At 47.0% G+C, this 15,015-nt stretch carries 13 protein-coding genes; 11 read left to right on the top strand and 2 right to left on the bottom strand.

Annotated features, from left to right (window positions below; all coding sequences use genetic code 11):
* Nucleotides 1–40: 40 nt before the first annotated feature.
* Nucleotides 41–985 (bottom strand): carbohydrate kinase family protein, encoded by a 945-nt coding sequence (locus NQ502_RS08800; RefSeq protein WP_028528291.1) that lies wholly within the window; start codon nucleotides 983–985, stop codon nucleotides 41–43.
* 12 nt (nucleotides 986–997) lie between these two features.
* Nucleotides 998–2,140 (bottom strand): ROK family transcriptional regulator, encoded by a 1,143-nt coding sequence (locus NQ502_RS08795; protein ID WP_028528292.1) that lies wholly within the window; start codon nucleotides 2,138–2,140, stop codon nucleotides 998–1,000.
* 287 nt (nucleotides 2,141–2,427) lie between these two features.
* On the opposite strand from NQ502_RS08795, the gene NQ502_RS08790 reads away from it, so the two are divergent.
* The 11 genes from NQ502_RS08790 to rbsK all read left to right on the top strand — a co-directional run bounded on the left by NQ502_RS08790 (nucleotide 2,428) and on the right by rbsK (nucleotide 15,014).
* Nucleotides 2,428–3,699, top strand: a complete 1,272-nt coding sequence (locus NQ502_RS08790; RefSeq protein ID WP_028528293.1) for a uroporphyrinogen decarboxylase family protein — start codon at nucleotides 2,428–2,430, stop codon at nucleotides 3,697–3,699.
* A 42-nt stretch (nucleotides 3,700–3,741) separates the two neighbouring features.
* On the top strand, nucleotides 3,742–4,755 hold the full coding sequence (locus tag NQ502_RS08785) for a zinc-dependent alcohol dehydrogenase family protein (RefSeq protein ID WP_028528294.1): 1,014 nt from the start codon (nucleotides 3,742–3,744) through the stop codon (nucleotides 4,753–4,755).
* Between the two features lie 139 nt (nucleotides 4,756–4,894).
* Nucleotides 4,895–6,013 carry a uroporphyrinogen decarboxylase family protein gene (locus tag NQ502_RS08780; RefSeq protein ID WP_028528295.1) on the top strand — a complete coding sequence of 373 codons (1,119 nt, stop codon included), beginning with the start codon at nucleotides 4,895–4,897 and terminating at the stop codon, nucleotides 6,011–6,013.
* A gap of 97 nt (nucleotides 6,014–6,110) precedes the next feature.
* A complete protein-coding gene (locus NQ502_RS08775) occupies nucleotides 6,111–7,142 on the top strand; it encodes a sugar ABC transporter substrate-binding protein (protein ID WP_028528296.1) in 1,032 nt (343 codons plus the stop codon).
* Between the two features lie 123 nt (nucleotides 7,143–7,265).
* A complete protein-coding gene (locus NQ502_RS08770) occupies nucleotides 7,266–8,762 on the top strand; it encodes a sugar ABC transporter ATP-binding protein (RefSeq protein ID WP_028528297.1) in 1,497 nt (498 codons plus the stop codon).
* A gap of 9 nt (nucleotides 8,763–8,771) precedes the next feature.
* On the top strand, nucleotides 8,772–9,734 hold the full coding sequence (locus NQ502_RS08765) for an ABC transporter permease (RefSeq protein WP_028528298.1): 963 nt from the start codon (nucleotides 8,772–8,774) through the stop codon (nucleotides 9,732–9,734).
* Between the two features lie 41 nt (nucleotides 9,735–9,775).
* The gene (locus NQ502_RS08760; RefSeq protein ID WP_028528299.1) at nucleotides 9,776–10,603 is read left to right on the top strand and encodes an alpha/beta hydrolase; all 828 of its coding nucleotides are present in this window, start codon (nucleotides 9,776–9,778) and stop codon (nucleotides 10,601–10,603) included.
* 68 nt (nucleotides 10,604–10,671) lie between these two features.
* A complete protein-coding gene (locus NQ502_RS08755; protein ID WP_028528300.1) occupies nucleotides 10,672–11,781 on the top strand; it encodes an ROK family transcriptional regulator in 1,110 nt (369 codons plus the stop codon).
* A gap of 55 nt (nucleotides 11,782–11,836) precedes the next feature.
* The gene (locus NQ502_RS08750; protein WP_028528301.1) at nucleotides 11,837–12,871 is read left to right on the top strand and encodes a zinc-dependent alcohol dehydrogenase; all 1,035 of its coding nucleotides are present in this window, start codon (nucleotides 11,837–11,839) and stop codon (nucleotides 12,869–12,871) included.
* A gap of 260 nt (nucleotides 12,872–13,131) precedes the next feature.
* Nucleotides 13,132–14,127, top strand: coding sequence for a LacI family DNA-binding transcriptional regulator (locus NQ502_RS08745; RefSeq protein WP_028528302.1), 996 nt, complete (start codon nucleotides 13,132–13,134; stop codon nucleotides 14,125–14,127).
* Entirely contained in the window at nucleotides 14,124–15,014 is an 891-nt protein-coding gene (rbsK, locus tag NQ502_RS08740; RefSeq protein WP_028528303.1) for a ribokinase, read from the top strand. Before NQ502_RS08745 ends, rbsK begins: the two co-directional genes overlap by 4 nt.
* The last annotated feature ends 1 nt before the right edge of the window (nucleotide 15,015 follow it).

The following is a 15,015-nucleotide window of genomic DNA, read 5'->3' as shown; positions in this document are numbered from 1 at the left end:
ATAAACGAAAGAATATCTCTTGCGGGTCCCTTTTTGATTTCTAGAGCTGTGCCAGTACCTCATCCAAACTCGGCATAGCCGGGATGGCTCCTCTTTTTTCCACGCACAGACCGGCCACCGCATTGGCGAATTTCAGGAATTCCAGTCCCTGATCCTCTGTTAAATCATCGGGATGTATGCCGGTGAAACAGAACCTGGACAGGATACCTCCCCAGAAGGAATCTCCGGCACCGGTGGTGTCTGTCACTTTTCGGTCAGCTCCTTTTGCGCGTACGACAAAGTCTTTCGTGCGCATCAGCGCACCGTCTTTTCCCAGGGTGACGACGGCGCAGGAAACTCCCTGATCGATCAGACGCCCGGCAGCCTCCTCCGGGTTCTCGGCACCGGTCAGAAGTGTCGTTTCTTCATCGGAAATTTTCATGATGTCCACGGAAGGAATGATGCTTCGCATCTGTTCCATGGCGTCCTGGGGGCTTTTCCACAGAAGTGCGCGGTAATTGGGATCATAGGAAATCAGGACACCGTTTTTTTTCGCCTGATCAACCGCATACAGCGTTGCACTTCTGCTCGGCTCGTCGGTGAGAGACAGAGAGCCGCAGTGAAAGATTCTGGTCTGCTTCAGGAGATTTTCAGACACTTCCTCCTTGCGAAGCCTGGTGTCAGCGCCCGGTTTTCTTGCAAAGGAAAAACTTCGCTCGCCGTTTTCCAAAGCCACAAAAGCCAGCGTGGTGAAATAGTCCGGATCCAAAATCAGGCCGGAGGTATTGATTCCGCATTCCTCCAGGGTATCTTTTAATAAATGGCCGTGCATATCTTCCCCGACTTTTCCGATGAAGGCGGTCTTCTGACCCAGGCGGGACAGAGCCGCCAGTACATTTGCAGGAGCGCCTCCGGGGTTTTGCTCAAATAGGGCGCGTCCGTCCCGGCTGGTACCGTACGGTGTGAAGTCGATCAACAATTCTCCCAAAGCAATTACATCAAACATATCGTTATCCTCCTATTGAAAAACATTTCCGTTATCTAAAAAATCTATGATCTGATACAGAGAAGCTCCGACAACAGCAGCATACTGGTCGCTCGCTCCCATTCGGAGACGCGGCTCGTAAAACGGGAAAGAAGATAGTTCCTTCATATACTGCTTTAAAAGTTCCAGGTCGTCCTGTATGAGATATGGACGCAGCGCGCCGCTGAAAATCAGATCGCAGTCGATCAGCATTAAGGTGTTGTTCAGCGTCATAGCCAGATAATGCAGGTACTGGTGCCAGACGTGAAGACGGCTGCCGTCGCCGCTTCGCAGCCCTGGGAAAAATGTCTCAAGGGGCTCCTCTGCACTTTCTTCCAGCGCGTCCACGGAACAGTAGGCTTCCACACAGCCGGACCTTCCGCAGTAACATTCCCTGCCATTCGGGACCAGCGTCATGTGTTCCAGGGTTCCGCTCAGACTCCCGATCCCCTGGTGGATCTTGCCGTTTATGACCAGGGCAGCGCCGAAATTGTGGTTCAGCCAGAGAAACAGAGAATCATTTAACGCCGAATTGAGCCAGATTTCTGCAAATCCTGCGGCTTCCGAATCATGGATGAAGATACAGGGCCAATTGATAAATCGCGCGAATTCCTCCAGATACAATCCGGTGCAGTCCATCAGTTCACCGAAGAGTATGGTAGTGCGGTCCGGAGAGATCAGTCCCTGGATGGCGATGCCCACTCCCAGGATATTGTCTTTATCATAAGGGAGAGAGGCGATAAAACTGTTAATCCAGTTGCCCAGCGCACAGTAATAGAGCTCATTATTTTGAAAAGGCAGTTTTAAGGTATCCTGTTTCAGGGGAGTACCGTAGAGGTCGACTGCTATGATGTAGGCTCTTTTTTTCAGGACCTCTACACCGACGGAGATGCGGGCTGTTTCATTACAGCGGATAATCTGCGCTTTACGCCCGCCGGAAGCGGAGGATTCATAAAATCCGTCTTTTCGGATTAAATTCAGAGCCTCCAGTTCTTTCAGGTTCTGTGTGATGGTGGGCATGCTCAGCTGGAGGGTTTTTGCCAGCTGCTGCTTTGAAGTCTGACGTGCATGATAGACCGCCGTGAAGACATTGTTTCGATTTGTCCGTTTGATCTCATTGTTGGTTATCTTGTTCATATTAAATTCCTTTGTTTTTAATTTGGATAAAACAATTATACAAAATGGGTTTATGAAATCGGTTGTTTGATACATTTAATGATAAAACAAATCCCAAAAAGAAACCATTGGTAAAAACAAACAAAAAAATGGATTGTTTTTTTATGAAACAGTGCTAATTGACAATAGATTGTATTGGGGGTATGATAGGTTCATAAGTTTAGAAAAGGCGTTTTGCATAACCTATTTTATCAACTGGAAATATTTGGACGGCGCAAAAATTATATTCAGGAAAGGAAATATGAAAAATGACATCAAGAGAACGAGTGAGAAAGGCATTAAATCATGAAGTGTCAGACCGTGTTCCGATCGATCTGGGATCAACACCGGTGACTACCATACATGCACTGGCTCTAAAAAAACTGCGGGAGCAGCTGGGGCTGGAAGACCATATTATTACATTGACAGACCCGCTGTTGCAGTGCGGTGCTGTGGAGCAGGATGTCATTGATGCTCTGCAGATCGACTGTGTAGGAGTCTGGGGAATTACAAATACAGTCGGCGTACCGAATAAGGACTTCAAAAGGTGGACCCTGCCGGATGGAACCGAAGTTCTTGTGAGCGGCCAGTTTGCATACACGGTTGGAGATGACGGTGCACTCTATGCATATGCAGGTGGAGATATGAACTATCCACCAAGTGCAAAGATGCCGGGCGGCGGGTTCTATTTTGATCCCATTGTACGTCAGGAAGATCTGGATGCCAAGACAGAGTGGAATGCCAGAAAAGACTATGAAGGCATGTACCGCCTGTTCACGGATGAGGAACTGAAAGCATGCGAGGATCAGTCAAAAGATCTGTTTAACAATACCCAGTGTTCTCTGGTAGGGCGTTATGACTGGGGCGGTCTGGGTGATGCCTTCCATGTGCCGGGGCCGTGGCAGAAAGAAACTCCGGGTGTGAGAAATATGCCCGACTGGCTGATGACCATGTGTGAAGACCCGGATTATATGAAGGATCTGTTTGATATGCAGTCGGAGATCGCAATTGAGAACCTGAAGCTTTACAGGGAAGCCGTTGGTGACCGCATCGATGTGATAGAACTCTCCGCAACGGATTTTGCACATCAGACCAGCCTGATGGTTTCAAAAGAAATCTTTCAGGATATCTTTAAGCCGTATTATAAACGGATGAATGACTGGATACATGCAAATACCAACTGGAAAATATTTATTCATTCCTGCGGTGCGATCACATCCATTCTGCCGGACTTTATAGAAGCGGGATTTGATATTCTCAATCCGATCCAGGTATCTGCCAAAGGAATGGATGCCGGGATGCTGAAGAGTACATTTGGTAAGGATATTGTATTCTGGGGCGGCGGGTGCAATCCGCAGAGCACAATGCCGACGGCAAAACCGGAGGAAGTGTATGAAGAAACCCGTGCAGCGGCTAAGATCCTGTCAAAAGGAGGAGGATTCATTGGCGGAAATATCCACAATGTACAGCCGGATGTTCCGGCAGAAAATCTGCTGGCGGAGCTGCAGGCACTGAAGGATACCGTGCCGGAAGCGGAATAAAATATCCCGCTGAAATTATGGGATGAAAAGAAAGGAACTGAAATGAGAGCAGCAGTATTTTATGGGAACAAAGAAATTCGTGTGGAAGACCGGGCAGTGCGTCCCCTGAAACCGGATGAGATTTTGATTGATGTAAAAGCCGCGGGTATCTGCGGAACAGATATTCATCTGTACAATGGATTTGGGGGTGCTACCGACTGCGAGCCTCCGATTGTTCTGGGGCATGAACTTGCCGGAGTGGTTTCACAGGTGGGAAGCGCAGTGAAAAACTTTAAAATCGGAGATCGTGTATGCGTGGATCCGAATGTTATGTGCGGCGGCTGCGAAATGTGCCGAAAAGGAGATGTACAGTTCTGCGAGAACATGTACGCGACCGGTGTAAATTATGACGGCGGTTTTGAGGAGCAGTGTATCGTACTGGAGAAACAGGCATTTTTGCTGTCTGACAGTGTTTCCTTTGAAGCCGGTGCGATGTGTGAGCCTCTGGCGTGTGCGCTTCACGGATTTGACATATCAAATGTGAAGCTGGGCAGTCAGGTGCTGATCATAGGAGGCGGTACCATCGGAATGATCATGCTGCAGCTGTGCAAGAACGCAGGAGCAGCCAGGATTGCTGTATCTGAGCCGGATATATCGAAACATGCCCTTGCTCTGGATTTGGGTGCTGACTGCGTGACAGACCCGATCCATCAGGATGTGGAGCAGGCACTAAAAGATGCGGGTGTCACACATCTGGATGTGGTGATTGAGTGTGTAGGAAGACCGGGCACCATGGAGGACGCAGTCCGTCTGGCAGGAAGAGGCGCTACTGTTATGCTGTTTGGACTGGGAACCTCTGAAGATGTGATGAAGCTGGCACCGTTCGAACTGTTCCGGAAGGAGCTGACGATCAAGACTTCCTATGTAAACCCGCTGACTCAGGGACGCTCTGTAGCATTGCTGAATGCAGGTATGATCGAGTTGGACAGACTTGTGGTGGAGATCATTCCGCTGGAGAAGCTGGAAGCGGCTCTTCAGGCACCCAGTCAGGCAGGAAAGGTAATTGTAAGACCATAAACACGGACTTGTGTACCAATCGAATCGTTATTGCGTATTATGTTCCTCTCTGAATAACATAAAATCTTTTATAAAACAATTGATAAAATACATTAACAATGTTATAATTTTATAAACAAATGAATTGGAGGGACATTGAATGACACCACGTGAACGAGTATTAGCGACTGTAAACCACAAGGCTCCTGACAGAATCGTGACGGAACTGGGTTCAACGAACTGTACATCCATTGCGCGAAAAACGTACGATAAAGTCAAGAAACTGTTGGGAGTGCAGGCGGATGACAGATTGATGATGGAGGACTTTCAGATCAGTTTAGTAGATGAGCCTGTTCTTGAATTCCTTGAGACAGATACAAGAGGAGTGCCGGCACATCCGTGTTTTCCAAAACAGGTGATAAACAAAAGAGAGTTTGTTGATCATTTTGGAATTCATTTTAAAATGCCTGATAATGAGCTGTATTACGATATGGTATATCATCCGCTGCAGGATATGACGGAGCTGGCCGAGATCAAAGAGTATGAATGGCCTGACCCGGTGGTTCCGGCTGCAGTGGAAGGCTGCAGAGAGCGGGCAAAAAAGTTAAAAGAAGAAAATCGTTATGCTATTGTGGGTGACATTGTGGATTCCGGTATTTTTGAACCGGCACATTATATTCGTGGATTTCAAAACTTTTTGACCGACCTGATTGCAGATGAGGATATCATACATTATCTGATGGAACACATGCTTCAGTTTCAATGCGCGAGACAGGAACAGTATTTAAATGAAGTTGGCGAATATCTGGACATTATTTTTGTCGGCGATGATCTTGCAGCGGCGAGGTCTCCGCTTATGTCACCTGCCGTGTATCGGGAAATGATAAAACCGTATCAGAAGAGGTACTTTGAATTTATCAAGAGTCGTACCAAGGCAAAACTTATGTATCATTCCTGCGGCAGCGTCGTCCCGCTGATTCCTGATCTGATTGAAATCGGAGTGGACATACTTAATCCGATTCAGGTGAATGCAGCAGATATGGACCCGCGGCAGCTGAAGAAGGAGTTCGGTGATCAGCTCTGTTTCTGCGGGGCGATCGATACAAGTCAGGTTATGCCGAACGGTACCATTGATGATGTACGGGATGAGGTAGCGAGAAGGATCGATGAGCTGGGGCCGGAAGGTTATATTTTAACGGCAGTCCATGATATTCAGGCCGATGTTCCGGCTCAGAATGTACTGGCGATGTATAAAGCAGCAAAGGAAAAATATTTATAAAATCGTAACAGAAATCAGCAAAGAGGGCTGATTTTAGTTAAGGAAGAATTGAAAAGAAGCATTCTTCCTCATAATATATCATATGGAGGAAAAAGGTATGAAAAACACAAGAATCAAAAAACTTTTGGCAATGGTGATAACGTCTTCAATTTGCCTGACTGCATTAGCCGGATGTGGATCATCTTCAGACAGCAAAGCTCCTGCAGAAGAATCAGCGCCTTCCGAGTCGGCTGAGTCAGAGACCCCATCATCGGATGTGAAAGTGAAAATCGGCGTTTCCATGAGTACGACACAGAATCTGTTCTATTCTAAAATGGCTCAGATCATTCAGGATTATTGCAAAGAAAAAGGTGTAGAGTGCATGGTGACAGATGAGAACAACGATGTCAATAAGCAGATTTCTTCTTTCGAAAATTTCATCTCATCCGGATGTACAGCGATTATGGCGGTGGCTTTTGACCCGGACGGTATCTCCGATATGGCAAAGAAGGCAACGGAGAGCGGAATTTATGTCATGACTTATGATGGCATTGTTGACGGCGCCGAGGGATCACTCAACCTGGATAATTATGTATATGGCTATCAGACAGGTAAGATGGCTGCAGACTGGATCAATGCAAACCCGGATTTAAAAGCACAGGAAGTGATAGAAGTCGGCGTGTTTGACTATCCGGATATCCCGCTCATTATCGACAGAGCAAAAGGTATTGTTGATGCGCTCACGGAACTTGCACCGAATGCTAAAGTAGTGGCACAGCAGAAGGCAGGTGTCGGGGATGAAGGAAATATTCAGGCAGAAAACTTCCTTGCAGCACATCCGGATATCCAGGTGATCTGCGGTATCAATGACACAGGAGTTCTCGGAGCTTACGAGGTATTCAAAGCACAGGGAAAAGAAGGCGATAACTATGGATTCTTTGGGGCAGACGGTGACCCGCAGGCACTGCAGCTTATCAGCGATGATACCATGTACAGAGGAACGGTAATGTCAGGTGCTTATGATGCACTGCCCGGAGCGATTGATATTCTGATCGCCGCAAGCCAGGGTGAAGAAGTGGATGGAACAATTATTTATGAAACAACACCGGTTACGATTGATAATGTAGGTGATTATCTGGAAGAAGAGTAATTGATCCGATCAGCTGAATAAAATATGTGATGAACAGTGGCAAAGGGGTGTCTTTGGAGGAAACCGTAAAAGATACCCCTTTTGTAAAAAGCTGCATTATTAATAAGAAGAAAGAGTGATAATATGGAAAAAGAACTTGTATTATCTGTACATAATATAAAGAAACGGTACGGCGGTATTCAGGCGCTGGATAATGTGTCGATAGATTTTGAGAAGGGCGAGACCCATGCACTGATGGGAGAAAATGGTGCGGGAAAATCCACTCTGATCAAAATGATATCCGGCGCAGAGGTACCGGATTCAGGCGAACTTGTCTTCTGGGGAAAAAGCTACGCCAGAATGACGCCGCAGCTTTCCAGGAGTGTGGGCGTGTCTACCATATATCAGGAGTTTAATCTGTTTCCATCGCTGACGGTTGCGGAGAATATTTATATGGGGGATGAACTTCAGTCAGATCAGAAAAGCAAAATTTATGATAAGAAGAAGTATATAGAAAAAGCAAAAGAAGTTCTGGACAGCATGAAAGTGAATATCAGTCCGACGGACATCATCGAACATATGACGACTGCGCAGATGCAGCTGGTGGAAATTGCAAAGGCGGTTGCAAAAGATTCGAAGATACTGATTATGGATGAACCGACGGCTCCGCTGTCCACCAATGAGACTGAGGATCTTTTTGAGTTGATCGGCAGACTGAAGGAAAAGGGAGTCACGATCATATACATATCACATCGGCTGGAAGAAATCTATAGAATTGCAGACCGTCTGACGGTTATGCGGGATGGAAAATACATATTGACGTCTGCGACGCAGGACATTACGCGTCAGGAATTGATTTATCAGATGGCGAACCGAAAAGTGGAGGAGATCGAATTTCATCCGACCTGGGAAAAAGGTGATGTGGTTCTGGAGGCGAAACATATTGGCGGTAACGGCCTGAAGGACATTTCTTTTACCCTGCGGGCAGGTGAGATTCTGGGTCTCGGCGGTTTGCTTGGAGCCGGAAGAACCGAACTGGCACGTCTTTTGTTTGGAGCGGAGAGAATTGAAAGTGGGGATTTAATTCTGAATGGAGAGAAGATCACCGTCAAATCACCGAAACAGGCACTGGAGAAGGGAATCGCCTATGTTCCGGAGGACAGAAAAAACCATGGAGCTATTTTATCGCTGCCGATCAGCTGGAATATCACGATGCCGATCCTGAAACGGATTTCCAAAAATATTTTTATACAAAAAGACAGAGAGAAGGAAATTGTTGAAAAACAAAGAGCTGCTTTCCGCATCAAGGTGGGAAGCGTGAAAGACAATGTTTCAAGCCTTAGCGGAGGCAATCAGCAGAAGGTGGTTTTGGCAAAATGGATCGCCAGCAACCCTAAGGTCTTGATCCTGGATGAGCCAACCAGAGGTGTAGATGTAGGGGCCAAGCAGGAGATTTATAATCTGATCGCAGAATTTGCAGGTCAGGGAATGGCGATACTGCTGATTTCCTCAGACATGGTCGAATTGCTGAATATTTCTGACAGACTTGTGGTTCTTAATGAGAAAAAAGTTGCAGGCCTTCTTGAGAAAAATGAGTTCTCGCAGGATCAGGTTCTGGCAATGGCATCAGGGATATTATAGGAGGGAAATATGAAACGTAAAGTATCCAGTGGTTTTAAACAATATATGATTTTTCTTATTTTCATTGCATTGATTATTGTGTTCTCTATTATATCGCCGGCATTTTTTGCAGTGGGCAACGCGATGAATATTATCCGTCAGATTTCCATGATGGGGATTGTTACGGTAGGCTTTACCTTCGTTCTGATCGGCGGGGGGCTGGATCTGTCAGTCGGATCACAGATAGCGATCATGAATATTATTATCTGTTACCTGATCATCAATATGGGAATCAATCCGATTCTTGCGCTGATCATCGGCATCGCTTTTACTACCTTGATCGGAACTTTTAACGGGTTTGTCATCAGCAGGACGGGCATTCCGCCGCTCATTGCCACATTGGCGATGCAGACGGCACTTCGCGGGGCAGCTTTCGTTATCTCTAACGGGTATCCGATGTACGGTATCCCGGACTATCTGAAAACAATAGGACAGGGAAATCTGTTTGGGTTCTTTCCGATTCCCGGCCTGATCATGATCGCGGTTATCGTATTCGGCATTGTCTTATTGAACAAGACTTATATCGGGCGGCATTTCTACGCACTCGGAAGTAACGAGGAAGCTTTGAGGCTGACTGGCGTCAACACTCATTTTACACGTGTCTTAACGTACGCGCTGCTCGGCTTTCTGACAGGTATCGCGGGAATCGTTATGCTCTGCCGGACCGGTTCCGGACAGCCGAACATCGCAAACAGCTTTGAGATGGACGTCCTTACGGCGGCTGTATTGGGCGGAGTCAGCGTAAATGGCGGTAAAGGCAGTATCGCGGGAGCGATAATCGGTGCTGCAATCATCGGAGTCTTAAACAATGGAATGTCAATTATGGGTGCAAATGACTACTGGCAGCAGATCATCAAGGGTATTGTGCTTCTCGCGGTTGTAGTCTTTGACAGCTTTGGGCGGTCAGGCAAAAAGGCACCGAAAGCAGCGTAAACCATAGAAAATAGCAGAGGTTCTCAGAGAGGAATCATAATATGGCGCTTTTCCAGGGCAATATATTTCCGAAAACATTAGGATTTGAGACACAGGTATATGTCAGCCTGCCTTATGATGGACACCGTTACCAGAAGGATGGTCCGACAAAATCATTGATACTGCTTCATGGCATTTCAGATAATGCATCCGGCTGGATCAGGCACGGACTGGCAGACGAATTTGCAGCACGATATAATATTGCGGTCATTGTGCCGGAGGGACACAAAAGTTTCTGGCTGGATATGAAATATGGAGGACATTACACAGAGTATTTAACCGGTGAACTTCCGGAGATGATGGGCAACATGTTTCATATACCGGCTGACCCGGATCATCTGATGATCGCAGGGCTGTCAATGGGCGGTTTCGGCGCTCTCCATGCTGCACTGTCTGAGCCCGGTGTGTTTGCAGCGGTTGGCTCTTTCAGCGGGGTCACAGACATCCGGGCATTTTTCAGTGAGGCAGAAAGGCTGGGTGAAGTCAGTGACTGCGGTGCAAACTTTATCAACGAGATTGCGGCCATAGTCGGTGAGGGGGGAACAGCCGGGGAAAGAGAGGATCTTGGCTGCCTGGCTAAAAGACTTAGGGCGGCGGAAGTTCCTAAAATTTATCTGGCGTGCGGGACAGAAGACCTGCTGGTGCATCAGCAGAATAAGGCATTCTATCATTTACTGTGCAAATGTCATCTGGATGTCATGTATGAAACATGGGAAGGCATTCATGACTGGATCTTCTGGCGCAGCGCGTTGAACAGGTTTCTGGAGTATGCTGTGGGTAAACCGGAAGAAGACGATGTATTCGGCGGAATCATTCCGTATAAAAAGTAGTATGATTGACGGAAAACCGTGTTTGTGTTAAGCTAAAATAAAATATTTTATAAAACAAGGAATAAAACATGGCAAAACAATTTCGTGAGGATACTACCAAAGCTATAAAAAGTAGGATAATTGAATACATATCAGACAGAGGAGAAGTTACCCGGAATGATATTATTCAGGAATGCGGTTTCAGTCTGCCGACTGTACTGCAAAAAATCAAAGAATTGAAAGAGAGCGGCCTGATTGCCGAAGTGGGGCAGTCAGAGTCGAGCGGAGGGCGTAAAGCGAAGATCATCTCCATCGTCCGAGATTCCCGGCTGGCGATTGGTATTAACATAACGAACCATCATCTGGAAATGGTTCTGGTTGGATTGGATGGAGTTCTTCTGAACAAAGAACGGATAAGGTTTCATTTCGAGCCGACGTATACCTATTATGAACAGTTCGGCAGAAAGGTCGAAGAGTTTGTTTCGGGAAATGTAACGGACAGGGAAAAAATACTTGGGATCGGGATATCGCTGCCCGGAGTGTTGGATAACGGTAATCGGGTCATTCGTAAGTCTCATGCATTCCAGCTGGAAAACTACAGCCTGATGGACCTGGAGAAAGCACTGCCTTATCCGGTAGTCTTTGAAAATGACGGAAATGCAGCAGCTTTGTCTGAAAAACGCTTTCGGACCGGCACGGCATTTTATCTGTCATTGAACGCCACCGTGGGAGGCGCTTTCAGCGTAAACGGCAAGCCATACGGAGGTGTCAACAATAAGAGTTCGGAGATCGGCCATATGATTCTATTCCCGGAGGGGAAGACCTGCTATTGCGGCAAGAAGGGCTGTGTTGACAGTTACTGTTCCGCCAAGGTACTGGGCGATGGAAATCTTCAGGAATTCTTTTCTCTGCTTGAGGACGGGAATGAAGAGAACCGATTAATATGGGATCGTTATCTGGAAAATCTTTCCGTCGTCATTTCCAATATCCGTATGCTGAACGACTGCGAAATCATCGTAGGCGGCCATGTGGGGGGATACATGGAAAAGTACCTTTCCAGTCTGCGGCTGCTGACGATGCAGTATGATTATTTGGACCAGGATGCCCTGTTTATCCATTGTGGCAAGTATCGCTGGGAGGCTTCGGCTTACGGTATGGCGTTTAAACTGATTCACCAGTTTTTTTCCACTGTGGTATAGCTGCGTGTGAGCGCCCTCCTTCTTACAGGAAAATGGAGGATAAAAAATGAACACGATGATTCAGCAGGTAATGACTGCTCCAAAGACAATCGAATACAGAAATGTACCGGTTCCTGAACCGGGAGAAAATCAGGTCCTCGTAAAGGTTATGAAGTTAGGCGTATGCGGGAGTGACATTCATGTGTATCACGGTACGCATCCGTTCACCAGCTATCCTGTGACCCAGGGGCATGAAATGTCCGCGAAAGTCGTGACATGCGGCACGGGGGTTACCGGCTTTACAGAAGGACAGAAGGTGACGATTGAACCTCAGGTGTATTGCGGGGCGTGTTATCCCTGTCTGCACGGAAAGTATAATTTGTGTGAAGAACTGAAGGTCATGGGATTTCAGACAACCGGTGCGGCCAGTGAATACTTTGTCGCGGATGCATCAAAAGTCACACCGCTTCCGGATCATATGACGTTTAATGAGGGTGCTATGATTGAACCGCTGGCAGTGACGGTACACGCGGCAAAGCGGTTTGGCGATCTGCATGGCAAAGATGTGGCGATTCTGGGGGCGGGAACGATCGGAAATCTGCTGGCACAGTCTGTGAAGGCACTCGGTGCATCGCGGGTATTAATCACGGACGTTTCAGATTATCGACTCGGTCTGGCGAAAATGGCAGGTGCTGATTTTGCCGTAAATACGCAGCATAAGGATTTTGGAGAGGCTATGACAGAGAGCTTTGGACCTGATAAGGCAGATGTGATCTATGACTGTGCAGGGAATGATATTACCATGGGACAGGCCATTAAATATGCCAGGAAGGGCAGCATCATTATCCTGGTTGCTGTATTCGGGAAGATGGCAAATGTGGATCTGGCAGTACTCAATGACCATGAATTGGACCTGAATACAACGATGATGTACCGGCACGAGGATTATACAGAAGCGATCCGTCTTGTTGGAGAAGGAAAAATCCAATTGAAGCCACTGATGAGCCAGCATTTTTCTTTTGACCGGTATCTGGAGGCTTATGAGTACATAGACAGGAATCGCGAGACAACGATGAAAGTCCTGATCGATATCGATCCGTCAGAGGAGTGACGAAGTTAAAGATTATCGGAGAAGAATATAGATTGAAAGAAGATCCGTCAGAGACCAGGTTAATAACCTCTCTGGCGGTTTTTTCAGCGTTGTAAAGCAGCTTTGTGAATAATAGACAAAAGAAGGGTGGAAAAAAACAGCAATTCGCTGGAAATTTGTTCACAAGTACGAAAACGCTGATTTTTATTGACATGTTTTTGTAAAATGATTATAATGAAATCAACTTGAAACGGGTTTCAAAAAAGGAAGCGGGTGAGATATTGATTAGTATTAGAGATGTTGCAAAGATGGCGGGAGTTTCTCCTTCTACAGTATCAAGAGTTATGAATGGGACAGCAAATGTTGACGACGAGAAGAAGCAGAGGGTTTTGAAGGTGATAGAAGAAACCGGTTTCAGACCGAACGAGACAGCAAGGACCTTATATAAAAAATCAGCAAGAATCATCGGTGTCATACTCCCGAACATCCAGAATCCATTTTTTAATGAGATGGCACGAGCAATCGAGGAGGAGAGTTACCGCAGGGGGTACCGGCTGATGCTCTGCAATTCTAATAATGACCTCGAAAAAGAGAAAACGAATATGGATCTGCTGAGCAGAATGAATGCGGACGGTATCATATTGCTGACGAATCAGGAGGGCATCAGGGAAAGTGTGGAACAATGCCGGGTTCCGGTTGTGGTACTCGACCGTGAAGTGAAGGCAAAGAACCAGATCGCATATGTCCAGTCGGATCATTACCAGGGCGGACGGCTCGCCATGGAACATCTGGTGAAATGCGGCTGCCGCCATATCGTCAACATGCGAGGCGATCAGGCGCTGTCCAGTGCAAGAAAACGTTTTGAAGGCTATCTGGCGATGTGCAGCAGGTATGATGTTGCTCCGCGTTTCGTGGACTGTAAGTACAGCTTTCAGGAGGGCATCAGGATGACGGAGGAGCTGCTGGAGAGATATCCCGGGGTAGACGGTATTATTGCCGGAAACGATATGGTCGCGGTTTCTGTCTACAAGGTTCTGAGAAAAAAGGGTTACCGGGTGCCGGATGATATCCAGATTATCGGATACGATAATATTAACCTGAGTGAACTTATGACACCGGAGCTGACGACGATCGCACAGCCGATCTCCCTGATGGGAGAAACTTCAGCCAGGGTATTAATCGATCATATTGAAGGAAAAAAGACGGATATCAGATATCATTTTGAAGTGGAATTGATAGAGCGGGAGACGACGCTGAGAAAGAGGGAAGAAGTATGAAAAAAATCGGAGTAGTGGGAAGCATTAACATGGATATGACAGTCAAAGCTGAGAGGATACCGCTGAAAGGTGAGACATTAAAAGGTGAAGATCTGCAGTACATTCCGGGAGGAAAGGGTGCGAATCAGGCAGTAGCCATGGCAAGACTGGGTGCAGATGTTGAAATGTTCGGCTGTGTGGGCGATGATGCCGCGGGGGAAAGCCTTATCAAAAATCTTGCGAACATGGGCGTGAAAACGCAGCATATCAGAATCGTGAAAGGAGTACCTACAGGACTTGCGATCATCACGGTTGGTGAGAATGACAATACGATCATTGTGGTAGCGGGAACGAATGACTGTGTGGATATTGACTATATCAATGGGATAAAAGATTCTCTGCTTGAATGTGAGATTGTTCTGCTTCAGCATGAGATACCGCAGGATACGGTTGAGTATGTTGCCGAACTTTGCGCTGCAAATGGAGTAAAGGTTGTACTGAACCCGGCACCTGCCAGACCGGTAAGTCAGGAGATTCTGGAGAAGGTGACTTATCTGACGCCCAATGAACATGAGGCGGTGATTTTGTTTGGGGAGGAGCGTTCATTTGAAGAGCTTCTAAAGGCGTACCCGGAGAAACTGGTGATCACACAGGGCTCACGCGGAGTCGGGACGTGTCTGAAGAGCGGGGAAACGATCCTGGTGCCTGCCAGAAAATCGAAGGTTGTAGATACAACAGGGGCGGGTGACACTCTGAACGGAGCTTTCACTGTTGCCATGACAGAAGGCAGGAATATGGAAGCGGCACTGCGCTTTGCAAATACTGCGGCCGGCCTTTCCACTGAAAAATTCGGCGCGCAGGGCGGTATGCCGACTTATGAAGAAGTCATTAGTGAACTGGGAGAATAGA

The organism is Ruminococcus gauvreauii, assembly GCF_025151995.1.
Taxonomy (GTDB): Bacteria; Bacillota; Clostridia; order Lachnospirales; family Lachnospiraceae; genus Ruminococcus_G; species Ruminococcus_G gauvreauii.
Note: the sequence above shows the minus strand (reverse complement) of the source record. Positions and strands in the feature narration are given on the sequence as shown.